The sequence below is a fragment of the Ructibacterium gallinarum genome, from assembly GCF_014982785.1.
GTDB lineage: Bacteria > Bacillota > Clostridia > Monoglobales > Monoglobaceae > Ructibacterium > Ructibacterium gallinarum.
This window is the reverse complement of record NZ_JADCKB010000007.1, coordinates 24,071-47,338: the sequence shown is the minus strand read 5'-3', so window position 1 is coordinate 47,338 and position 23,268 is coordinate 24,071. Positions and strand designations below refer to the sequence as shown.

At 37.7% G+C, this 23,268-nt stretch carries 19 protein-coding genes; 17 read left to right on the top strand and 2 right to left on the bottom strand.

Annotated elements, in window-relative coordinates:
- Positions 1–152 precede the first annotated feature (152 nt).
- Positions 153–1,010: a hypothetical protein gene (locus tag INF28_RS04535; RefSeq protein ID WP_226392290.1), complete on the bottom strand. Its 858-nt coding sequence runs from the start codon at positions 1,008–1,010 to the stop codon at positions 153–155.
- Between the two features lie 15 nt (positions 1,011–1,025).
- Positions 1,026–1,529 carry a helix-turn-helix domain-containing protein gene (locus tag INF28_RS04530; RefSeq protein WP_226392289.1) on the bottom strand — a complete coding sequence of 168 codons (504 nt, stop codon included), beginning with the start codon at positions 1,527–1,529 and terminating at the stop codon, positions 1,026–1,028.
- 189 nt (positions 1,530–1,718) lie between these two features.
- On the opposite strand from INF28_RS04530, the gene INF28_RS04525 reads away from it, so the two are divergent.
- The 17 genes from INF28_RS04525 (at position 1,719) to INF28_RS04445 (ending at position 23,268) form a co-directional block, all read left to right on the top strand.
- Positions 1,719–1,913: a LysR family transcriptional regulator gene (locus INF28_RS04525; RefSeq protein ID WP_226392288.1), complete on the top strand. Its 195-nt coding sequence runs from the start codon at positions 1,719–1,721 to the stop codon at positions 1,911–1,913.
- A gap of 3 nt (positions 1,914–1,916) precedes the next feature.
- Positions 1,917–3,011, top strand: coding sequence for a site-specific integrase (locus INF28_RS04520; RefSeq protein WP_226392287.1), 1,095 nt, complete (start codon positions 1,917–1,919; stop codon positions 3,009–3,011).
- On the top strand, positions 2,992–3,309 hold the full coding sequence (locus INF28_RS04515) for a plasmid mobilization protein (RefSeq protein ID WP_404815142.1): 318 nt from the start codon (positions 2,992–2,994) through the stop codon (positions 3,307–3,309). The genes INF28_RS04520 and INF28_RS04515 overlap by 20 nt, the downstream gene beginning before the upstream one ends.
- A 118-nt stretch (positions 3,310–3,427) precedes the next feature.
- A complete protein-coding gene (locus INF28_RS04510; RefSeq protein ID WP_226392285.1) occupies positions 3,428–4,480 on the top strand; it encodes an AAA family ATPase in 1,053 nt (350 codons plus the stop codon).
- A gap of 92 nt (positions 4,481–4,572) precedes the next feature.
- The gene (locus tag INF28_RS04505) at positions 4,573–4,830 is read left to right on the top strand and encodes a complexin-2 (protein ID WP_226392284.1); all 258 of its coding nucleotides are present in this window, start codon (positions 4,573–4,575) and stop codon (positions 4,828–4,830) included.
- Positions 4,831–5,263: 433 nt separating this feature from the next.
- Positions 5,264–6,403: a plasmid recombination protein gene (locus tag INF28_RS04500; protein WP_226392283.1), complete on the top strand. Its 1,140-nt coding sequence runs from the start codon at positions 5,264–5,266 to the stop codon at positions 6,401–6,403.
- An 83-nt stretch (positions 6,404–6,486) separates the two neighbouring features.
- Positions 6,487–6,855 (top strand): TnpV protein, encoded by a 369-nt coding sequence (locus tag INF28_RS04495; protein WP_226392282.1) that lies wholly within the window; start codon positions 6,487–6,489, stop codon positions 6,853–6,855.
- A 165-nt stretch (positions 6,856–7,020) separates the two neighbouring features.
- Positions 7,021–7,239 (top strand): helix-turn-helix domain-containing protein, encoded by a 219-nt coding sequence (locus INF28_RS04490; protein WP_226392281.1) that lies wholly within the window; start codon positions 7,021–7,023, stop codon positions 7,237–7,239.
- Positions 7,232–8,518 carry a DNA (cytosine-5-)-methyltransferase gene (gene dcm / locus INF28_RS04485; protein WP_226392280.1) on the top strand — a complete coding sequence of 429 codons (1,287 nt, stop codon included), beginning with the start codon at positions 7,232–7,234 and terminating at the stop codon, positions 8,516–8,518. The genes INF28_RS04490 and dcm overlap by 8 nt, the downstream gene beginning before the upstream one ends.
- 6 nt (positions 8,519–8,524) lie before the next feature.
- Entirely contained in the window at positions 8,525–9,250 is a 726-nt protein-coding gene (locus INF28_RS04480; protein WP_226392279.1) for an NgoBV family restriction endonuclease, read from the top strand.
- Positions 9,251–9,498: 248 nt separating this feature from the next.
- A complete protein-coding gene (locus INF28_RS04475) occupies positions 9,499–9,639 on the top strand; it encodes a hypothetical protein (RefSeq protein ID WP_226392278.1) in 141 nt (46 codons plus the stop codon).
- A 118-nt stretch (positions 9,640–9,757) separates the two neighbouring features.
- Positions 9,758–11,482 carry a hypothetical protein gene (locus INF28_RS04470; RefSeq protein WP_226392277.1) on the top strand — a complete coding sequence of 575 codons (1,725 nt, stop codon included), beginning with the start codon at positions 9,758–9,760 and terminating at the stop codon, positions 11,480–11,482.
- Between the two features lie 650 nt (positions 11,483–12,132).
- A complete protein-coding gene (locus INF28_RS04465) occupies positions 12,133–13,002 on the top strand; it encodes an ABC transporter permease (protein WP_226392276.1) in 870 nt (289 codons plus the stop codon).
- Between the two features lie 16 nt (positions 13,003–13,018).
- Entirely contained in the window at positions 13,019–13,915 is an 897-nt protein-coding gene (locus INF28_RS04460) for a carbohydrate ABC transporter permease (protein WP_226392275.1), read from the top strand.
- Positions 13,916–13,958: 43 nt separating this feature from the next.
- Positions 13,959–15,413, top strand: coding sequence for an extracellular solute-binding protein (locus tag INF28_RS04455; protein WP_226392274.1), 1,455 nt, complete (start codon positions 13,959–13,961; stop codon positions 15,411–15,413).
- Between the two features lie 80 nt (positions 15,414–15,493).
- Positions 15,494–20,062: an SGNH/GDSL hydrolase family protein gene (locus tag INF28_RS12990; protein WP_226392273.1), complete on the top strand. Its 4,569-nt coding sequence runs from the start codon at positions 15,494–15,496 to the stop codon at positions 20,060–20,062.
- A 32-nt stretch (positions 20,063–20,094) separates the two neighbouring features.
- Positions 20,095–23,268, top strand: coding sequence for a right-handed parallel beta-helix repeat-containing protein (locus INF28_RS04445; RefSeq protein WP_226392272.1), 3,174 nt, complete (start codon positions 20,095–20,097; stop codon positions 23,266–23,268).

The window sequence follows — 23,268 nt, the reverse complement described above, 5'->3', positions numbered from 1 at the left end:
TCAAAACCCAAAAAGTGGCTTAAACACTGGGTTTTTTAGGTTTTAAAACAGCCTGTGATACTAAAATGATACTAAATATCATTGCAGGCTATAAATAAGAACAAACGAATCCCCCTGAAAACACAAATGTTTTCAGGGGGATTTTTTGCATATTAATCAGAAAGTTGGTCTTCTGAATAACATTCGATTTCAAATTCATAAGAATTATTCAGAATTTTTGAAACCAGCATATTAGTTTCGTTAACATATTTTTTTGAAGTGATAATAACTAATTTGTAAATACAATTACGCTTAGTGACTTTTATATAATTTAGTGAATCTTCCTCCATTTTGGATATAATTTTTTGAGATGTGATTTGATGATGAATTGCCTGAGGATTCAATGAATTCCATGCCTTTATTTCGTATAAATAGTCTGTATTGGTTAGTTTTGAAACAGCAACAATATCATACTCTTTAGACCCTACTCGGATGTTTTGCTTAATATCATAAAACTTTCGCTGATGCCTGTATAGATAATCATAATACAGCTTTTCCATTCTAAAACCACGCATAATTGCTTCTTGTTGTTTGTGAGAAATGACAGATGTTGAACTTGAAGAATCATTATTGTCTTCAATTACTTCATTAATCGTACGTTCGGCTATTTCTGTCGGTGTAAGTTGTTGAGCATTGATGCGTTTCATAAAAGTATCTAGATGTGTTTGTTCATCCAAGTCTGCTTGAATCTTATGCCATTTGATACAACCATATATTATACAAACTAAACCTAAAGCTATAAGAATAAAGCATATACAGGGAAAAATGATTGATATTATTCTTGATATTGTCATCCTGTTATTTAAAGCTTGCAATGAAAAATCAGATAATTCACTAAACTCTTGCCTGGTTATTAAAATATCATTGGAACCTGTAAAGTAATAGTATATTCCTAATATAGGGGCAGTAATCAAGATAATTCCGACGGAAACTATAAATTTATAAAAGCTATCGTATTGGAGCTTATTCATTATATTTCCTCCCTACTAATTGTCCGTTTTATTCTTTTTACGAAGTTCTTCAAGGTTTTCCTTAAACCGTTCCGCTTCAATCTGAGGGAATGTATATCTCCATTTGTCATACTCTTCCCTCGTTATTTCACCGTTAACGAATTTTTGGTATTCTTGATACCAAGCGCGGAAGTCCTGCGCCAAGGTGTGTGTTGCGGTATCGAATTTATCCAAATATATGCACATATTGCCGTTTTCCGTTTCTCCGATCTGAAAGTGCTGTGTATCTTCCAGTGCAAAAAACGTATGCATCAGTCCGATTTCAGTATCAATATCGGGAACGGTCAAAGCTCTTTCCGAAACGCCTAAAATATTTGAAAGCATTTTAATCATATCTTGTTTTGGTACTCGTGTTTCAGATTCATATTGTGCAACACGAACATCAGCAGCCCTTTCAGGAAAACCAAGCTTTCTTCCCAATTCCTTTTGGGTGAGATTTAATAATGTGCGGAAATACCTTATTCTTTTACCGATAGCCATAGCAAAACACCTCATAGATTAAACATTTTTATTTAGTATATCATATTACAAAATAAAAATCAATAGAAATTAAACAAAAAAGTTTAATTATTTTTCAGAAACCACTTGACATAAACAAAAATGTTTAGTATAATACAATCAATAACTAAACAAATATGTTTAGTAAATATAATGAAGGAGGATATAAAAATGGAAAACAAGTTATTTATGCGAGCAGATGAAGTAGCCAAAGAACTTGGAGTTTCTCAAGCCTATGCATATAAACTCATTAAACAGCTAAATGAGGAACTTAAGGCGAAAGGCTATCTTGTAATCAGCGGCAGACTCAACCGTGAATACTTTGCGGAAAAGGTCTATAAAAAACATTTTGAAAAGGAGGAATAAACAATGCCGTCTTACAAAGACAAGAAAACAGGAAAATGGTATGCTTCGTTTTATTACGAAAAACAAGCCGGTCAGCGTGAAAAGAAAATGAAACGCGGATTCGCAACAAAAAGGGAGGCTTTAGAGTGGGAAAGAGAATTTTTAATGCAGTCAAGCAGTAATCCGGAAATGAAGTTTTCAAGCTTCGTTGAGATTTACATTAGAGATATGAAGCAGAGGATCAGAGAAACTACTTATCTTACCAAAGAAAGCATTATTCGTAAAAAGATACTGCCATTCTTCAGTGATATGAAAATGAGCGATATTGCACCGAAAGATGTGATCAGGTGGCAAAACGAAGTCATGAGTTACCGTGATGAAAATGGCGCGGCATATTCGCAGACTTATCTAAAAGCAATTCATAATCAGTTGAGTGCAATTTTTAATCACGCAGTGCGATTTTACGGATTGAAAGAAAATCCGGCCGCCAAAGCGGGTTCTATAGGCGAAAAGAATGCCAGTACAGTAAACTTCTGGACAACAGAGGAATATAAAAAGTTTTCCTACGCAATTATGGACAAGCCCATATCGTATTATGCGTTTGAAGTTTTGTACTGGGGCGGTCTGCGTATTGGCGAGATGCTTGCGCTTACAGCTGCGGATATCGATTTGAAAAATAAAACGCTCAATATCAATAAATCCTATCAGCGTATCAACCGCGAGGATGTAATAACCCCTCCGAAAACAAAGAAAAGTATTCGGACGATTTCTCTATCTGATTTTCTGTGTGATGAGCTCAGAGAATATATGAAAACGCTGTATGGTTTAAATCCTGAGGACAGAATCTTTCCGATAACAAAAAGCTTTATGCATCATGAAATGGCACGTGGTTCAAAAGCGGCTGGGGTTAAAAGAATCAAGATACACGAGCTTCGCCACAGCCATATATCACATTTAATCAATTTGGGATTTTCAGCTGTTGCGATTGGCGATCGTGTCGGACACGAAAGTGTTGAAATCACATATCGGTATGCGCACCTGTTCCCCTCAAAGCAAATAGAAATGGCTGATAAACTCGAAGATGAAAGGAGTGATTTTGATGATGAAATCATTGGATAATAAGGGCAGGTGGAGAGCAAAAACGGTTTCATTCAGAGTTTCCTTTGAGGAGGCAAAAGATTTGGATACGCGCGTCAGACTTTCCGGATTGACCAAACAGGAATATATTGTTTGCCGATTGCAGGAGCGTGACGTCATTGTACAGCCGAATTCAAGACTTTTCAAAGCTATGCGCGACGGAATACGGGAAATATTATCCGAACTGAAGCGTATAGAAAAATCAAGCGATGTAACCGATGAGGTATTAGACACCATAAACCTTTTGGCAAAGACCTATCATGATTTGGAAGAAAAATAAAAATCCCAAAGTATAAGCAAATACTTTGGGATAAGGAATGTGGTAAACACTTCCTCACTACGAAAAGATAGTTTACCACATTTCTATTGATTTTTCAATAGAAAGAGGGGTGAATTTTATGTTTGAAGAAAAATTTGACGATATTGCTATGGATGAAATGCAGGAATTTTACAGACAGATGAGCAATCCGTATTACTTGCCGGCAAAATCGCTGACAGCCTTATATGACGAAGTTTACAAACCGAGAACACCAATCATTGAAAATCTTTTATACAGCGGCACCTATTTATTTGTAGGTGCACCGAAGGTTGGTAAATCCTTCTTTATGGCGCAGCTGGGATATCATATAAGCACAGAAACCAATCTTTGGAGTTATAAAGTCAATAACGGAACTGTTCTGTATCTTGCGCTGGAAGATGATTATGCCAGACTTCAGCACAGATTATATACCATGTTCGGCGATACGGAAAATGAGAATTTTTATTTGTCCACACATTCAAATCAGCTCAATGAAGGACTGGATAAACAGCTGGAATATTTTATGGCAAAGCACAAAGATACAAAGTTGATTATCATTGACACTTTGCAAAAAATCCGTGATGCCGGAAGTGATAAATACAGTTATGGAAGCGATTATGATATTGTCACAAAACTGAAAAAATTCAGTGACAGTAACAATGTTTGTCTGCTTTTGGTACATCATACGCGTAAACAGCATGCAGATGATTGCTTTGAAACAATATCGGGAACAAACGGACTCCTTGGAGCTGCTGACGGTGCGTTTCTTCTTCAAAAAGAAAAACGCACATCGCCGAAAGCAACGCTCGATATTGTCGGCAGAGATCAGCAAGATCAAAGATTGTATTTGAAATTCAATTCTGAACACTGCCTTTGGGAACTGACAAAAATCGAAAATGAACTTTGGAAGCTTCCAACTGATGATATCCTCGAAAGGGTTTCGGAATTTGTAAATGCTGATATTCCTGAATGGACTGGAACTGCAACTGAGTTGATTTCCAAACTCAGCCTCGATATTCAGCCGAACACAATGACAAGACATCTGAATGTAAATGCAGACAGATTGTTTTATGAATATCAAATAGCATATGAGAATACACGAACTCATTCGGGCAGACAGGTGACATTCCAATATGTTCCTAAAGAGGAATAAAGCGTGTCGATGGTGACGATAGTGACGGTATTTAGAGTGACGATATAGGTATCTAAAATATCGTCACGACCGTCACGGAAAGGAGGAAAAATATGAAACAGCTGCAAATAAGCGAAGCTCTGTTTGTCAAATTGGTTAAGTTTTTTTACAGTGAAGAAATCGGATATGACGATGAAGAGCTATTCGATTTGGAGCGTGAAATCAAAAAAGAACTTCAGAAGAAGTTAGACAGAATTTCCATGCGGAGTTACTACACAAAATATAAAACTGCAGAAACGGAACAGGAGTGTGAGGAAGCACGCAAAAAATATCTCGATGAAAAAGGAGTGCCGGAAAGCTTCCAGTGGTAATTTTTCCTTAAGAGATATTTACAGGAATGTGCCACATTCCTGTGTAGGCAATGAAGGCACAAAAGTGATGGATTGCCGATAGGTGAGAACGTGAAATTTTTGAACGTTCTCCACCATTGCAGACGGCAGATTTTATGTAAAAAATATCTGCCGTCTGCGGTGTGTGCAGCTATAGGCGGCATACACTTCGGCGATAGCCGAACAAGCTCTCCGCAGGAGCGCAAACTGCCGTAGGTAGCCGCATTTTTGTTGGCTTGCTGACAAAAGTGCATTTGCGTTACTTTTGACAAAAGTAACAAAACAAAAAGATGCTCACTGTGTTCGCAATTAAGGAATATTTTGTTGAATGACGGCAGGCGTTGCCCAACTTATTGAACAAAAGCTCAGTTCGCTATCGCTCACTTGAAAATACAATCAGCGAGGTGAAAATACTATGCAAAGAACAATATCCATTATGACGGGTAAAGGCTCGGTAAACCATAACGACAGAAAATTTACAGCAGAAAATGTTGATAAAGAACGCACCCAAAATAACATCACTTACTGCAGGGAAAATATCAGAACTGTGTATCATAAATTGTTTGATGATGCTGTTAAAAGACACAACGAGAAGCAGACACGCAAGGATAGACATATTACAAATTATTATAAAAAAATCAGTCAAGAAAGCAAGCAGGAAAAACCTTTTCACGAAATCATAGTGCAGATTGGAGATAAGGATAATATGGGAGCTACGACGGAAAACGGGCAGCTTGCAAAGAAAATCCTTGATGAGTATATGAAAGGATTTAAAGACAGAAATCCACAACTTTATGTATTCTCTGCTCACTTGCATATGGATGAAGCAACACCGCATTTACATATTGACTTTGTTCCGTTCACTACGGAAGGCAATAGAAAACTTGATACAAGAGTTTCATTAAAAAGTGCGTTAAATCAACAAGGTTTCATTGGAATGGGACGACGCAATACGGAACTAATTAAATGGCGAAATTCTGAAAAGGAAGTTTTATCAAAAATTATGCTTGATCATGACATTGAATGGGATCAAAAAAATACACACGAAAAGCATAAATCTGTGAGTGAATTTAAGAGAGATAAACTTATTGAAGAAGTGGAAGCTCTTGAAGATAAAAAAGAAGAATTGAAGGAGGAGATGAAAACTTATAAAAATGCTGAGGAATATGCAATGGTAACGGTTAGAAAAATAAAAGAAAATGAAGATTTTGAAATCAAAAATGCTCCGCCTTTAATGTCAGCAAAAACATATAAATCAAAGTATGTTGAGCCTTTTATAAAAAAACTATTGGAGATTGTAAAAAATCTTGCACGCAGATGTTACCGGGCAGAAAAAGCCGAAGAAAAATCGTCGGAAATTATCGATAAACTGACTAAAGAAAAAGAAAGTTATAAATCAAAAGTATGGAATTTGAATTTGGAAAACAGCCAGTTAAAAGTTCAAGTAAGAGATTATGATAAGATTAAATCATATTTCGGATTTGATAAAATACAAGAAATACTTAAAATTATAAATAAACAAAAATCACAAAAACGCTCGGATATTACAAAATAATACTTTCCATTAACTGCCTCTACAGGAATGTGCCACATTCCTGTTTGGGTGGTTAAGGATAAAATGAAAAGGAGAATTTAATCATGAAAGAAAAAATTATTGAAAACGGAATTGAGTATGTAAAGCGCGGAGATTATTACTATCCAAATGTCGAAGTGCCAAAAAAACGCTACCCAATCGGAGTTTATGGCAGATTACATAAAGAGTTTATAAAAGAATACCGCAAAGGGTTTTATACATCTTTGATTTTACAGGGTAAACTGGATGAATACATTTATGAAATTGATCGTGAAGCTTATAATATGCTGAACGACCTTATATCAAAATATGCAGAACAAGAAGGCGTAACGGAAAAACTCAAAGCTGAAAACCAAATGCTGTGGGTGCAGAGGATGAACAATATCCGCAGCAGAGTGACGGATATTGTGAATTCAGATTTTATATTTGTGTAATTCCAAAAGGAGATGGAGTACAAAACATCCATCTCCCATTTAAATAATCCTCTAATTACAATTGAGATTTGCAATATTATTTTGAATTTAGCAAAAAGATGTTGAATTTCAAAGCTATATCTGCTATAATAAATGAAACAATGTATTTGCAGGGAGGATTGTACTTTGGCAAGGTCATACAACAAACTTTGGAAGTTAATGATAGATAAAAAAATGAACAAAACACAGCTTCGTACTGCTGCAAAGATCAGCTCAAACGCAATGGCTAAACTGGGACGTGATGAATCTGTACCTATTGAAACACTTGAAAAAATATGCGAAGTATTACATTGTGATATTGGAGATATAACAGAAGTTGTCTTGGAGGATAATGAAAATGAATAAGCATATTAGATTTATTGACCTTTTTGCTGGAATTGGTGGCATTCGTAAAGGTTTTGAAATTGCTTGCAATAGAAAAGGATATACCTCTGAGTGTGTTTTTACTTCAGAAATTAAGCAACACGCTGTTGAAGTCTTAAAGCAGAATCATCCTGATGAGAAAATTCACGGAGATATTACGCAAATAGAAGCTAAGAATATCCCTGATTTTGATTTTTTGTTGGCTGGATTTCCTTGCCAAGCCTTTTCTTCGGCTGGAAAGCGTTTGGGATTTGCAGACACAAGAGGTACACTCTTTTTTGAAGTTGAACGAATATTAAAAGAAAAGAAGCCATATGGATTTGTGCTTGAAAATGTTGAAGGACTTGTAAACCACGATAAGGAGAATGCGAAAGATAAGATCGGAAAAACGCTTAGAACTATTCTTGGACATTTAGATATGTTGGGTTATAAGGTTTCTTGGAGGGTGTTAAATGCTAAATTTTTTGGAATACCTCAAGAAAGAAAAAGAATCTATATTGTCGGTACATTACGAGAGTGCCCTGACATTTCTAATTTTAAGCACACGTCAGCAGTATTAGGAGATATCCTTGAAAAAGGTTTGCCTACAGAACATAGCAAATTTATTGATAACTTATTGGCACATTATTCAATTGAAGAACTAGCAGGTAAATCAATCAAAGATAAACGTGGAGGAGAAAACAATATACATAGTTGGGATATTGAAATCAAAGGTTCTGTTAGTAAAACTCAAAGAGAGTTATTGAACACAATGTTAAAAGAGCGCAGAAAAAAGAAATGGGCAGAAGAATATGGAATTGATTGGATGGACGGAATGCCATTAACACTTAATCAAATAAAAACTTTTTTTAATCATCCTGAACTTGAAGATATGTTAAACGACCTTGTACATAAAAAATATCTTCGCTATGAACACCCAAAGAAAAAAGTCGGCAATCATAGAGAACCTGACACACAACTACCAAAAGGATATAATATTGTTGCGGGTAAAATGTCCTTTGAAATTAGCAAGATTATGGGTGATAATGATATTGCACCTACACTTGTAGCGATGGATATGCAGCATTTGTATGTTACAGATGGTAATGGTTTGAGAACTTTGTCGTTAAAAGAGGGTTTACGCTTGTTTGGCTATCCTGATGATTATAAATTAGATGTAGAAAAAAGTTTAGGTTATGATTTGTTAGGTAATACAGTAGTTGTACCTGTCATTGCAGAGGTATCAACTCGTGTACTTGATATTTATTGCAAGGAGGTATAATGCAATATGAGACTTACAAGCCAAGAGGTATATGATAAACTGATTAATGAAGATAGAATTCTTGAACTACAAGGTCAAATAAAGTTTTTTCTCGGAGATGTAGATATTATAGTTCACCAAAAAGATGTTGTTGGTAATATTATTCAAGAGTGGTTGCAAGGATGGCTAGATAAAAGAGGCATTGAGTATGCACCAAGCGAAAACACTCAAATGCCACCAGATTTCTTCTTAAATCCAGATGATTTAACGAAAAACTTGTTAGAGGTAAAGGCTTTTAATCGAAATGCTTCGCCAGGTTTCGATATTGCTGATTTTAGAATGTACGAAGAGGAAATAATCGAAAAGCCATATATGCTTCACGTAGATTATTTGATTTTTGGCTATGATATGAGCGACGATGGTATAGTTACTATTAAAGATCTTTGGTTGAAGAAGGTTTGGCAGATAACACGTCGTATGAGAGATTGGTCAATTAATTTACAAGTTAAGCAGAATGTTGTACATAAGATTCGCCCTGGTGTATGGTATAGTACTCAACGTGGTAATTATCCTATGTTTAGAACGATGGAAGATTTTATTTCAGCCATTGAGGAAGCGGTTTATCAAAATCCGAAAACACACAATTCAGCAGCTTCGTGGAAACGTCAGTTTCTTGATAGTTATGAGAAACATTATGGTGAAAGATTAGTTATTCCTCGTTGGTCAGATATTGAAGAAACTTATGACAAGTAATATTGTTGTTCATTGTGAGGCATATTTATGAAGATCAAAACTCTTAGAATAAAGAATTTCCGTGGTTATTGCGGAGAAACATCAATAAACTTTGATAATCTGACGGCATTGGTTGGAAAAGTTGAGAGCTATGGCGAGCGAACAGAATTTTGAATCGGAAGATTTGGCAATTGCGATGGCTGCGTATATGCTTGGATTTGGAAGTTATAAAGGTTTTGCTAAATAATTAAAGTAAGGGATTAGATATAATGGATTTTTCAAAATATTCCGGACTGGAATTAATAGAAATTTATGGAGAGTTACTGTCTAAGATGCGTGAAGAAAAACTGATTCGTTCAAAAAATGTTACTGGTGATTTGGGTGAATATATCGTTGTTGATTACATTTAAGTTAAGCGATAAGTATTAATATAGAGAGAAAAATGTTCTAAAATAATCATTTTTGATTTCTTGTGAAAATCAATATTATAGACAGGATTTGTAAAATATAGAGTGTGAGATTTTTTATATGAGAAGAGAATTAACCAAGAAAAAAATAGAAGAAATTTCAGTAAATAAGATTGAAAATTTATGTAACGAATTTTCTCGACTTGAATCACATATTGATACGAATGATAAAACGGCAAGTGTAGATGGAAAAATCATCGTTCGTAAACATCCTACTGAAAAGAAAGAAGATATTTTGGATTATATTACTGTACAAGTAAAAGGAACCCAGGTACAAAAATTATCTTTGAAAGAAATATCTTTTGATGTAGAGATTGCAGATTTAAAAAATTTCTTGTTGTTTGATGGTGTTATATTTTTTGTTGTTGAACTAGTATCAAATACACAGTATAGAATTTTTTATAATTTACTACTGCCATATGACATTCACGCTATTTTAAAAAACATTAAAACAGATCAAAAGCAAAAAAGAATTAAATTAAAAAAATTAGAAAAAAAGCAGTTTTTAAAAATATGTAATCAATTTATTGCAGAAAGACAGAATCAAAAAGGTGTAAAATGTATTCCAAACGAAGATGTAAAAAAACTTAAAGATTTCAAGTTCACACTTGCTGGAAATATTAAAAATGCAATAAAATATTTGCTCAACAATGATGTCTATATAAAAGCCTATCAGACTGAATTAAAAGAAGAAATAATATCAAATAAAGCTACAATATGTCAAATCAACGAGCACAGTCATGTAGCTGTATATATTGGTGATGAAAAATATTATGACGAATTTGTAATTCAACATAATAAAAACGGAATAAAAGCAAAAATTGGAAAAGGAATATATATTTCAAATATTGGAGAACATTTTATTCCTAAGATTGATGTTAAAATTCAAGGCAACTTATACGAAAGAATCAGAGATATTAAATTTTTGATTGCATGGAATAACTACAAAAGAGTATCGATTGGGGATTCGTTTTTTGAAATAGTTCCAAATGAAAAAAATCTTGAAAATTTAAAAATTATTCAAAAGAATCTTCAAGAAATTGCAACAATGTTTGATTATTTAGGAGTATATTTTGATGTGGACATAGGTAAATTATCTGCAAAAGATAATGAAACTATAGCAACATTAGTTAATGCTGTTATATATAATAAAGGCGAAATAACGCAATCAAATGTAATTCAAGCAATCAATGTTGGAATAGCAAATAAAAACATTGCAATAGTAGTTTTTAATGATAATGGTGTTCAAAAAGTATATAATTATTTTGATTTACATAAGTACATGAAAACAATTGTTGAAGATGATAAAGGAGAAAAATATCAAGTTCCATGTTATAATGATACTAATGCAGACCTATGGTTGATGTTTTGTAATTTCAGAATAAATAGCTATGAAGAAGCAATAAAGCAATGCGATCCTTCTCCGGTGGCTAAGGAACGCTGCATTAAAATATATCTGGAAATGCTTAGATGCTATGATATTAAAAATAATGATGAGTATTTAAATACATGTATTAGGACAATAGAATATTTAAGACAAACATATACTGATGATATAAGTGTTGTTGTGAATTATTATCAAACCATAAAGAGACTTCGACAATTATCAAAAGAAGAAAAGGAATTACTCATATCCTTAAAAAATAATACTGAGGATAGCATGGTACTTTCATGCATAAATATTATACTTGATAATCAATCCGATTTTGAATATTATTATGATAAGCTTACTGTGAAACAAAAAGAAGAATTTAAGCATTGGCCAATATATAATTTAAAAAAATAATTTGGCACTTTAACGAAAGTGCATTTAATTAGATTGTATGAACGATGTTTTATAGATAGTGATACTATTTTGATACTAAAAAATTTTTAGCCGTGAAATAATGGAGCAAATAAGAATAGAATACATAAACAAGCAGCTAAAAACTTAAACAAATAAGTTTAGTAAAATAAAACATTTGTGGAGTGGGAATGAGAAACAAAAACATTCCCATTTCAGGGAATGTAAAAACAGAAATTAAATTTTGATACTGTTAAGAAAATATCTATAAAAAAGATGGATTATACTTTCTCAGATGTTATTATTTCATACACTAAAAAAGCTCAGCTTTTGCTGGGCTTTTTTTAGTATATCAAAGGGGAATATATTAGTTGTGTTCCTTGTGTTTTATTAATAAAAATTAGTTAAGATTTTATGCTGCTGAAAAATTATAATATACAAAATATAATGGCAAAAATTGTGATGAAAAGAGCAAAAATGGAAAGTAGAAAAAAAGATGTATAGGTGATATAATTAAAATAGATAAATAATCCGCAGAGAGGGAGGGATGGTTTGTGATAAATAACCAGAAATACAAGATGAAAACTGCGGCACCACCTAAGTTAAACCAAAATAAATGGTATAAAAATAAAAACATGATACAGCTTTTGTCAATGTGCGCAATACCTCTTTTGTTACTTTTGATTTTTAATTATATTCCTATGGGAGGATTGGTAATTGCATTTAAAGATTATCGGTTTGATTTAGGCATTTTGGGAAGCAACTGGGTAGGATGGAAAAATTTTGAGTTTTTAATTCGCTCTAATGATTTTACTAGAATTACTCGTAACACCCTTTTGCTTAATTCATTGTTTATTGCAACCGGTACGGTTGGAGCTGTTGTAACGGCTTTGATGCTATATGAAGTTTCTGTTCGTCTTTGTATAAAAATTTATCAGACTATCTTAATTATTCCCTATTTTCTATCCTGGGTTATTGTAGGTTATATGACTTATGCGCTTTTAAATCCACAATATGGCTTTATAAATGTAGTTTTGAAGAGTTTCGGGATGGCTGGTATTGACTGGTACAGTGAACCAAAGTACTGGCCTGCAATTTTAACACTTGCGTATTTATGGAAAAATATAGGTATTAATTGTATTACTTATTATGCAGGAATGATGGGGGTAGACCGATCTTATTATGAGGCAGCAGAAGTGGACGGTGCAAACCGGTTCCAAGCCATCTGGCATGTTACCTTGCCATCTATTCGCCCTTTAATTATTATTATGACTATATTGGCAATTGGAAATATTTTTCGTGCGGATTTTGGACTTTTTTATCAGCTGACTCGTGATGTGGGCAAGCTGTATTCTACCACAGATGTCATTGATACTTATATCTATCGTACCATGAAGATCGGGACGGACGGATTATCCATGTCCGCTGCAACCGGGCTTTTGCAGTCGGTAGTAGGATTTATCATGATTATACTTACCAACTATGTTGTTAACCGGATCGATTCAGATTGTGCATTATTTTAAAAAGGGGGGAGTTCTTATGCTGGCAAAAAAAAGATGGTGCAGCAATTGGTGGATACATATTTTATTCATTCTTATGTGTGCTGCCATTTTATTTCCGTTTTTGCTGATTCTTGCTGTGTCTTTTTCCAATGAAAAAGATGTGGCGCTTTATGGATATCAGCTCATTCCTAAGAAGATTGATTTTTCAGCATATCAGTATTTATTTAAAAACCCAGACACGATACTGCGTGCATATGGCGTAACAATTCTGGTCACGGTTATGGGGACAGTGCTCAGTGTTGTGCTGATGTCTATGGTGGCTTATCCGCTGTCAAAAAGAAATATGGTATTTAAACAAGGAATTACGTTTTATATTTTTTTCACCATGCTTTTTTCCGGTGGATTGGTTCCTACTTATATTTTAAATACCCAGTATTTACATTTAAACAATACCATATGGATTTATATTTTACCCAGTTTAATTAATGTATGGCATGTTTTTTTACTTCGTACCTTTTTTAAATCGATTCCGGATTCCATTGGTGAATCTGCTTTGCTGGACGGGGCAGGAGAATATCGAATTTTCTTTACAATGATATTACCGCTTTCAAAACCGGCATTGGCCACGGTAGCTCTTTTGGGAGCGCTGACCCGATGGAATGATTGGTTTACAGCCATGCTTTATATTAGCGATGATAAGCTGATTACATTGCAATATTTATTGCAACGGATTTTATTGAATATTCAGCTTTTGCAGGGAATGAGTTCTTCGGGAAACATGGTGCCTGGCAGCATCTTGAGTATGGCTGATCTGCCTTCTGAAACGGTCAGGATGGCAATGGCTATCATTGCTATTGGCCCTATGCTTTTGGTTTTTCCCTTTTTTCAAAAATATTTTGTCAAAGGGTTGACCATTGGTTCTGTCAAGGGATAATTTTTAAAAGAAAAAAATAATTGATTATAAAGGAGGAGTTATAATGAAAGCAAAACACACAATACTAGCGGTAGTAATGATCGGAATGATGCTTTCCAGTTTAACGGCATGCAGTTCTGATGGGCAAAAGAACGGTAATAGTGATGGCCCTACACTTACTTGGTATGTCCCTAAAGAAAATCCGACAGACAAACAAATGGTAATGGATGCGGTAAATAAAATTACAGAAGAGAAAATAGGTGCGCGGCTGGATATCCAATTTGTAGATGCAGGCGCCTATGATGATCGAATGACAATGTTGTATGCTTCGGGACAAGAGATGGATTTGTGTTTTGTGTCAAATTGGACCAATAACGTGTTGACTGCTGTGCAGAAAGGTGCTTTGGCGGAAATGGATGAATTAATTGATCAAAATGCGCCCCAATTGCGTGAGGTAATTCCACAATATTTGTTTGATGCAACAAAAATAAATGGGAAAATTTATGGTATTCCTAACCAGCAGGTTCTTTTCCGGCAGCAATGCCTTGTCATTTTTAATGATTTGGCAGAAAAGTATCATTTTGATGCTTCATCGGTGAAAACGCTTGATGATTTAGAACCATATCTCCAGACCATCAAGGAAAATGAGCCATCTTTGTATCCGTTTGCTCGAACCACGAGCAGTGTGTTTATTAATGAAAATTTTGAATCTATTCCGCCGGAATGTGGCGCCCGTATCAGAGTGGATACGCCAAAAGGCGAGTATGTGAAGGTAGAGTTGATAGAGGATACGCCGGAGTATAAGGAAGCCGTTAAAAAGATGAATGATTGGTATGCAAAGGGATATATCCGGCAGGATATTAATAGTGTTTTAAACGTGGATTCTGAAATTCTTGCAGGAAAGTATGCCGTAACAGATACCGTTTATAAACCCGGAATTGAAGCGGAATGGAAGGCTAAAACAGGTCGAGAGGCGACGTTTATTCCGATCGGAGAGGCGTTTCTTCCTGCGAATGCAGGTATGGCAACGATGACAGCTATTTCGCGTACCAGCAAGAACAAGGAAAAAGCGATTCAAATGCTGGAATTGGTTCAGACAGACAAGGAATTATTCAATTTAATTGCCTTTGGAATTGAAGGAAAACATTATAACAGAATAGATGAGCAATATATTGAGCCTATTGCAGAGAGTGGCTATAATCTTAATGCGGCATGGATGTTTGGCAATCAGTTTAACGCTTATTTGACGGTAGGTCAGGAGCCTGATGTATGGGAAAAGACAAAACAAATGAACGATACGGCTATTCCATCTCCGATTTCTGGCTTTATTTTAGATACTGAACCGATTAAGACGGAGTTATCACAGATTTCAACAGTGCGCAATGAATATGCTTCAGTTGATAATGGCACAGAAAATGAAGCAATGTATAATGAAATGGTTTCTAAATTAGAGGAAGCAGGACAGCGAAAAGTAATCGAAGAGATTCAGCGTCAGCTGGATGCGTATCTGGGACAATGATCTTTCAAAGGTAAAAAAGTGCGTTGTGAGAAGAATTATGCAGAATTATAAATAGATTTTAGTGCTAGGAGGGGAAAATTGTGAAAAGATTTTTTGCTGTTTTTATTGCGACTGCAATGCTGTTTAGTATGATGACAGTAATACCGGTATCTGCGGAGAATAAATATACTCCAGATCTAAGCGGTTATAATGGCAGTACATATTGGCTGAGTGAAGGGACTCCATCGTATGATGCGGAAACAGGGCTGACCATCAATAAAACAGGCGGTTCACCGTCATTGTCGATCTTCCTGGGTCAAAATGGGAAATGGGAAAATTCTTATGCGGCATGGTATCATGTGTCCTATGATGTGAGAATGCCGGATGGCCCATCAGCATCTATGGGCAATGTAGGGACCTTGGCATTATTAAATCCGGCGACTAGTCAGTTTTCGGGATTTATTATGACACCGCAATATGCGAAAGATGGTTCGGATTGGAAAATGACTTTTAAACCGGACAATACGGGAGCGTATGAGAGCCGAGCGGTGGACTTGAGTGAATGGACGACGATAGAATATTGGATTGAAGCGGCAGGGGAAAAGAGCAACATATATATCAGCGTAAATGGAGAAATAAAGGGGCCTTATGAAAACAGTTATAAAGTAGAAGCGCTGCAGTCCCTGGGATTTGGGTCAACAAATCAGGATCCGACCACGCTTCAGATCCGAAATGTTTATGCGGAAACGAAGGAGAGCGGCCCGGAACTTCCGCCAAAGGAAAACAAATATACTCCAGATCTAAGCGGTTATAATGGCAGTACATATTGGCTGAGTGAAGGGACTCCATCGTATGATGCGGAAACAGGGCTGACCATCAATAAAACAGGCGGTTCACCGTCGCTGTCAATCTTCCTGGGTCAAAATGGGAAATGGGAAAATTCTTATGCGGCATGGTATCATGTGTCCTATGATGTGAGAATGCCGGATGGCCCATCAGCATCTATGGGCAATGTAGGGACCTTGGCATTATTGAATCCGGCGACTAGTCAGTTTTCGGGATTTATTATGACACCGCAATATGCGAAGGATGGTTCGGAGTGGAAAATGACTTTTCAGCCGGACAATGCGGGAGCGTATGAGAGCCGAGCGGTGGACTTGAGTGAATGGACAACGATAGAATACTGGATTGAAGCGACAGGGGAAAAGAGCAACATATATATCAGCGTAAATGGAGAAATAAAGGGGCCTTATGAGAACAGTTATAAAGTAGAAGCGCTGCAGTCCCTGGGATTTGGGTCAACAAATCAGGATCCGACCACGCTTCAGATCCGAAATGTTTATGCGGAAACGAAGGAGAGCGGCCCGGAACTTCCGCCAAAGGAAAACAAATATATACCAGATCTAAGCGGCTATAATGGCAGTACATATTGGCTGAGTGAAGGGACTCCATCGTATGATGTGGAAAATGGACTGACCATCAATAAGACAGGCGGCTCGCCGTCACTGTCGATCTTCCTGGGCCAAAATGGAAAATGGGAAAATTCTTACGCGGCATGGTATCATGTGTCCTATGATGTGAGAATGCCGGATGGCCCATCGGATTCCATGGGTAAGGTGGGGTCTTTGGCGTTGCTGAATCCGGAGGACAATAAATTTGCCGGATTTATTCTGCAGCCGCAATATGCAAAAGACGGATCAGAATGGAAAATGACTTTTCAGCCGGACAATGCGGGAGCGTATGAGAGCCGAGCGGTGGACTTGAGTGAATGGACGACGATAGAATACTGGATTGAAGCGGCAGGGGAAAAGAGCAACCTCTATATCGGCGTGAATGGAGAAATAAAGGGACCTTATGAGAACAATTATAAGGTGAAAGCCCTGCAGTCCCTGGAATTTTTTTCGGTTAACCAAAATCCGACCACGCTTCAGATCCGAAATGTTTATGCGGAAACGAAAGATAGCGGACCGGCTAAAATAGAAGTAGCTTTTATGGATAGCTATGGCGGAATTGTGCGTACTGCCACTGCGGGACAGGAAATCTATGTAAAGGTTGGAAATCTGGGGCAGGCAAGCGCGGCACAAGGCGTGATTGTAAAATCAGATGGAACAGAAGCAGAATCTTTTGCGGTCGCAGTAGGAGAAAAAGTCAAGCTTCCATCGGCAGAAGCGGCTTCGTCCTATGAAATCCGGTTTTTGAGCGCAGATGAAAAAGTGATTGACCATGTTTCGCTTCCGGTCTTTGATGCAATGGATGCTTCGTTCGGCGAACTATACAATAAAGGAAACCTGAATGTAGCATATCTGGGTGGTTCCATCACTGAGGGGGCAGGCGCTTCCAATAGCAACAATCGATGGAGCACAAAAATAACACAGTGGCTTAACACTTTGGATTTAGGCAATACCAGTTTTACAGAGATCAATGCCGGTATCGGTGGTACGCCGTCAACGTATGGATTGCTTCGTACGCAGCGGGATGTCATTTCAAAAAATCCTGATGTTGTATTCATTGAGTTTTCATTAAATGATGAAAGTCTGAGTGAAAGTGTATCTGCCAGAGCATATGAAGGCATTATTCGTCAGTTAATGGGAATGGAGAAAATACCCTATGTAATTTGTGTAGGTGTGGTTGCAAACCGTACGAACCCGACCAGAGCAAACTTGCACAGAGAGATTGCAGCGCATTATGGATTGCAGTATATTGACATTCAGGAATACATGGATTCCCGCTTAGGAGATGCTGCTCCCGGTAGTAATTTGGAACGGGATAAATTGTACACCTCAGATAATACACATCCTAATGATGCCGGTTATGCATTTTATACGGATTTTCTAAAGACGCAGATTAACTGCGGAAGCTGGAACAAGCCGAATGCTTCTTCTCCCGTCAGGACAGATTATTATCCGTTTAGCGGTACTTTTGTTAATGCAGATTATATGGAGCAGCAAGGAGCCTGGACTCCATATGGTGAAGGCGACTGGAATGAAGCAAACTTAGCTCAAAACGGCTCAGGGTTACAGTCCAGGAATCCGGATGCCAGCCTCACCTATGAATTCTTTGGTCAGGTTTTGTTAATTGGACACCGTATAGGCACAAATTTTGGTAAGATGCTGGTTTCAGTGGATGGAGAACCGGAGCAGGAGATTGATCTTTATTATCAAACCAATAATCAGCCTGTAACCTGGTACACACGAATGGATTTGGAGGACACCATGCATACTGTAACCATCCGGCCTTCGGGAACGAAAAACAATCTAAGTTCGGCGGAAGATATTAAGATAGATTTTATTCTTGTTTCTTCTGATAACGAACCTGGGAAGCCACCGGAGGAAAAACCATACAGTAAGGTTGATATTGTTTTGAATCCAAATAGTGGATTTGATAACGGCGATAATCCAGAAAATACATGGACAGTGACAGATGGCGTTGGCACCTTGGATATAAAACAAATTGTAGGTTTTCAATCGCCAAGCTTAAAGATTCCGCTGGAAGGGATTCGATCCAATGATTATTACAGAATTAAATACAGTATGCGCATTCCAAGCTCTGTCATAGGACCAAGATTTATAGCTGGTGCGCTTAGAACCAGTACTTATTACTTTACCGCTGACAGGATTGAAGTAATTCGTCCCACTTGGTATGGAGATGCAGCAACAATTGGTGTAGATAACTGGAACTTTTATTATGGAAGTTGGGACAATGTAACAGCTGGAAGCAGTAATTTTTGGCTTGTGGATACAACAAAAGGGAGTGGTGAAGAATGGGCGGATATTGAATATGTCATTGAGGCTGAGACCGGAAAGGTACAGATATCTTCTTCTGCCAGTCCGGGAAATGTAGTAAATGGGACTGTTACAGAATATGATGGAAGCCGCTATTTAGGAATTCCTACAGAGTTGTTTTTTGCTGGATTAGATGGAAGTGCAGCAGGAAAAGAAAAGATAACATTCCAAATTAAAGATATCTCGGTGGAATCTTTTGCAAAGCCATGGATGAAGGTTGTAGAGACAAGTATTGCAGAGGGAGTGGATGACATTTCTGTTATTGATGGAACCGTTCCGTTGGATTTAAAATTTGACTACAAGCTATTAGAGGGCACTGATGTTACCCAATATATTAAAGTAAATGGCGGGGAACAGAGTTTTACTGCGGTGTTGGATCAGGATTTACAGACGGTTCATCTTCTTATTCAGAATGCAAAGGAAAAACAAACCTATACGGTTACAGTCAGCAAATCCATTCCAGTATCGCCCGGACAGAAAAATGCATATGGAGCACAAGTGAGCGGTATGAAAGAAGATTATACTTTGACTTTTGCAACACAAAAACCTGCTTTTGATGTGGTTAGTGTTACCTTTGCAGATGGAAGTGAAATTAAGGATCTTGCATCATATCGTGGAAAAGATGCTGCAATAAAAGTGAAGCTGCAAAATAATGCAGCGGAAGATATGCCGGATATTCAGGTTTTTGCGGTATTGGTGGATACAGACGGTACTACGGTGGATATTGATCGGGCAGCACTTCCAGCTATGGAGATTGGGCAAGAACAGAACACAGATTTTACTCTTTCTGTTCCCGATGATGCACGGACATATTATATTGAGATCTATACATGGACAAACACACAAAACATAAGACCGCTGTATCAAAAAATGGTTTATCCGCAATAGAAGACCCGGCACTGTGACCGGCGGGAGGAATTATGAAAAAATGGATAGCGTTTACCATAAGTGTATCTATGATGCTGTCTTTGCTGTCTGTACCACGCGTTATTTTTGCGCTTGATGAGCAGCCAGAATACATAGTTGCAGCAGAAAATTCCAGCATGCTGGTAATCGATGGCAAATATGTGGAAAAACAACAGGAAATTGTTTCTTTCCAGAACAATATGGCATTTGTGGATGTTCAAATCTTTACGCAAGAGTTGGGGGGAACAGGCAGTTTTGAAACGAATGGGTTTCGGTGTATCTTAAAAGGGCATGTCTTGTCTGGTACTGCAGAACGCATCAGTATAGATGGGACTGCTGTTCCTGCTCCCGCCCCCAGTAAGATGGGTGGCAGATGGTTCGTATCCGCATCGGTTTTTGGTAAGGATGGACTTTATTATCCGATTATTGAAGTGCCGGAATATAAAATGGTAGTGTTTGGATTAGCGCCGGCTGAGCCGGAAGTACTCATTCGGATGTTTGGCATTTATCTTTCTCCCGATGGAGATGACGGCGCAGAGGGATATCCCTCTGCGCCGGTGCGGACGCCGGACGCCGCAGCCGCCCTGGCTCGGTCATGGAAAGAAGCTGTCAATGCATGCGGTATGGATATGACGATATTTTTTCAACCCGGAAGTTATCCTGCCTTTTCCTTACATTCTGAGGATAGCGGTACAAAACAGCACGCGGTGCGATTTCGGGCATTAAAGGCCAATACAGTCAGTATCAGTTCAGCTGTCCATTTATCTTCGGAAGCGTTCACTGTGTCTGAGGATGAGCGGATTCCGGAAAAGGCAAGGGGCAAGGTCTATGAGGCAAACATAAGCGGACTTTTAGGAACTTATGTTCCATATCCAACTAATTTGGGATATCAATCCCAGGTAACTACAGATTATTATCAGCTTTATGCCAGCGGCGTTCAGCAGCAGCTGGCACGGTATCCAAACGAAGGATGGATGCGGATTGGAGAGGTGGTGCCGGGCATTGACCCGGCAACTGGGCAAACCGAAGAACCGGAAAAAAGCTGGGGGATTTGTGCAAACAGCAATGTATTTACCTGTGATGATACTCGCTTGCAGCGTTGGATACAGGCACAGAATTTGGTGTTTGCGGGATATTGGGGCTATTTTTGGGCATATCAGGCTAAGGCAGTCAGCAGTATATCCGAAAATACCGTTATACTGGATGGAAAAACTCATTTTGGTATCCGTCCCAATAACCCAGTGTTTGCTATGAATTTGCTGGAGGAGCTGGATATCCCGGGAGAGTGGTATATAGAGCCTGATAACCAAAAAATTTATTACTATCCCAAAGATGGAAAATTGGATTCTTTAGAACTTGCAGTGAATGCAGACCCTGTATTGCAAGTAAGCGCGAATACTAAATTTGTTTTTTTGGAAGGACTGCGGTTTGAAAATAACAGACATGGCGTTGAAATGGATGGAGCGGAATATATTACATTTCAAAACTGTACTTTCCGCAATTTAGGAACCCATGGACTCCGGGTGTTAGACGGCAGAAATGTTGTGGTAAAAGATTGTATCATGAACCAATTAGGAGGCGCTGGAGTGCAGTTTGATGAAAGCGGCATCCGGAAAAATGAGAATGTGTCTTTGGAAATGTCAGAGAATCTGGTGCAAGGCTGTCGTATTTCATCCTATAATCAAACCTTCCGAACGGTGGAGGGAGGTATTGTGATTCGGGGTAATGGAGGAATAGTGGAAAATAACTGTATCTTTGATGCACCCCACAGTGGAATTTATTTTGCAGGAAATCAAATTGTGATTCAAAATAACGAAATATATAATGTCTTACAGGAAACCGCAGATGCAGGTGTGATTTATACCTGTGCGCGGGATTATACCAAACAGGGAAATCAGATACTTCGTAATTATATTCATGATATTTCAAAAGAATCTTTTGACGAAAAAGATTCCGGAAGGCATGCCATATATTTAGATGACATGACCAGCGGAGCAGTTGTTAAAAATAATGTGGTAGATGGCTGTTCTTCTGCGGCCTTGTTTGGAGGCGGATGGAATAATCTGATAGAGGATAATGTGTTTTTAAACTGTGATACGGGAATGCAGTTTGACTGTCGGGCAAGTATCACGCGTAAAGCTACCCATGTTGCTTCTATTACGCCGCCGAATGGAGAGACTTATGTCAATACCAAGGCGAGTTTTGAACGCATTGCGCAGAGCGGAGCAGAAGAACGGTGGAGAGAACAGTATCCGGTTTTGATGGGTAAATTCAAAGATATGTTTCAGGATTTTTCTGTTAATCCGATCACTGCAGATAATGATATAGGGATTCCCCGGGAAAATATTTTGCGTAATAATACGTTTGCGGCGCCAAACGCAGAAAAATATTCCTACAATAAGCTTTACTCTAAATTGTTTTCCTACTCCTTTACCGGAGACGGAAATATTCATGAAGGGACAATGGGAACAACGGATACGGAAAGCGTTGCGTATTGGGATAAAATTATGCCGATACAGCAACAAAAGCTGCATCAGCAGCAAGCGGTTTTTATTCCGCAAAAGATGACGCTTGTGACCAAGGCTGGAACGCCGGCTTCTTCTTTGGACGGATTGCAGGGAACAGAGGTTTTGCTGCGGGCAGAATATCAAAACACCTTGCCTCAGGGAATCAATGAGGTGCTTTTCCTAGCAGTATTTAAGGAAAATGGTGTTATGACAGGTGGACAGCAGTGGAGGCAGACTGTTTCACCGGGCGGTGTGGAGATAGAAAAATATCTTGTGGTTCCGGAGCAGGCTGGAAAGAATACACGAATTGAATTTTGCGCATGGTCGACAGAAGATATGTGCCCTTTACATGAAAAACAGCTGCTTCCTGCGGGAGAATGGTTGGATATTGAAACAGCAGAAGTTAAAAACGGAATGTTGTCTCTAACGGGAACCATTCTTCCCAAAACACAAGGAAAGCAGGTGCTGATGGGTGTTACCCAGGGGGAACCCTTGATCGATGCGCTTTTACAGCCAGAGTTGCTTCAAAAAATAGATCAAACCACAACCGGAGAAGACGGAAGTTTTTGTTTTGTATCTAGAATGAAACAAAACAAAAGTACAGATTTTGTTGTAATATATCTATGGTGCGGAGAGACGGAAACACAGATTTGTGTGCCGTGCCGAAAAGATTCTGTGTAA

Coding starts and splice junctions, on each gene's coding strand:
- INF28_RS04535 (WP_226392290.1), bottom strand. CDS start 1,010: ATGAATAAGCTCCAATACGATAGCTTTTATAAATTTATAGTTTCCGTC.
- INF28_RS04530 (WP_226392289.1), bottom strand. CDS start 1,529: ATGGCTATCGGTAAAAGAATAAGGTATTTCCGCACATTATTAAATCTC.
- INF28_RS04525 (WP_226392288.1), top strand. CDS start 1,719: ATGGAAAACAAGTTATTTATGCGAGCAGATGAAGTAGCCAAAGAACTT.
- INF28_RS04520 (WP_226392287.1), top strand. CDS start 1,917: ATGCCGTCTTACAAAGACAAGAAAACAGGAAAATGGTATGCTTCGTTT.
- INF28_RS04515 (WP_404815142.1), top strand. CDS start 2,992: ATGATGAAATCATTGGATAATAAGGGCAGGTGGAGAGCAAAAACGGTT.
- INF28_RS04510 (WP_226392285.1), top strand. CDS start 3,428: ATGTTTGAAGAAAAATTTGACGATATTGCTATGGATGAAATGCAGGAA.
- INF28_RS04505 (WP_226392284.1), top strand. CDS start 4,573: ATGAAACAGCTGCAAATAAGCGAAGCTCTGTTTGTCAAATTGGTTAAG.
- INF28_RS04500 (WP_226392283.1), top strand. CDS start 5,264: ATGCAAAGAACAATATCCATTATGACGGGTAAAGGCTCGGTAAACCAT.
- INF28_RS04495 (WP_226392282.1), top strand. CDS start 6,487: ATGAAAGAAAAAATTATTGAAAACGGAATTGAGTATGTAAAGCGCGGA.
- dcm (WP_226392280.1), top strand. CDS start 7,232: ATGAATAAGCATATTAGATTTATTGACCTTTTTGCTGGAATTGGTGGC.
- INF28_RS04480 (WP_226392279.1), top strand. CDS start 8,525: ATGAGACTTACAAGCCAAGAGGTATATGATAAACTGATTAATGAAGAT.
- INF28_RS04475 (WP_226392278.1), top strand. CDS start 9,499: ATGGATTTTTCAAAATATTCCGGACTGGAATTAATAGAAATTTATGGA.
- INF28_RS04470 (WP_226392277.1), top strand. CDS start 9,758: ATGAGAAGAGAATTAACCAAGAAAAAAATAGAAGAAATTTCAGTAAAT.
- INF28_RS04465 (WP_226392276.1), top strand. CDS start 12,133: ATGTGCGCAATACCTCTTTTGTTACTTTTGATTTTTAATTATATTCCT.
- INF28_RS04460 (WP_226392275.1), top strand. CDS start 13,019: ATGCTGGCAAAAAAAAGATGGTGCAGCAATTGGTGGATACATATTTTA.
- INF28_RS04455 (WP_226392274.1), top strand. CDS start 13,959: ATGAAAGCAAAACACACAATACTAGCGGTAGTAATGATCGGAATGATG.
- INF28_RS04445 (WP_226392272.1), top strand. CDS start 20,095: ATGAAAAAATGGATAGCGTTTACCATAAGTGTATCTATGATGCTGTCT.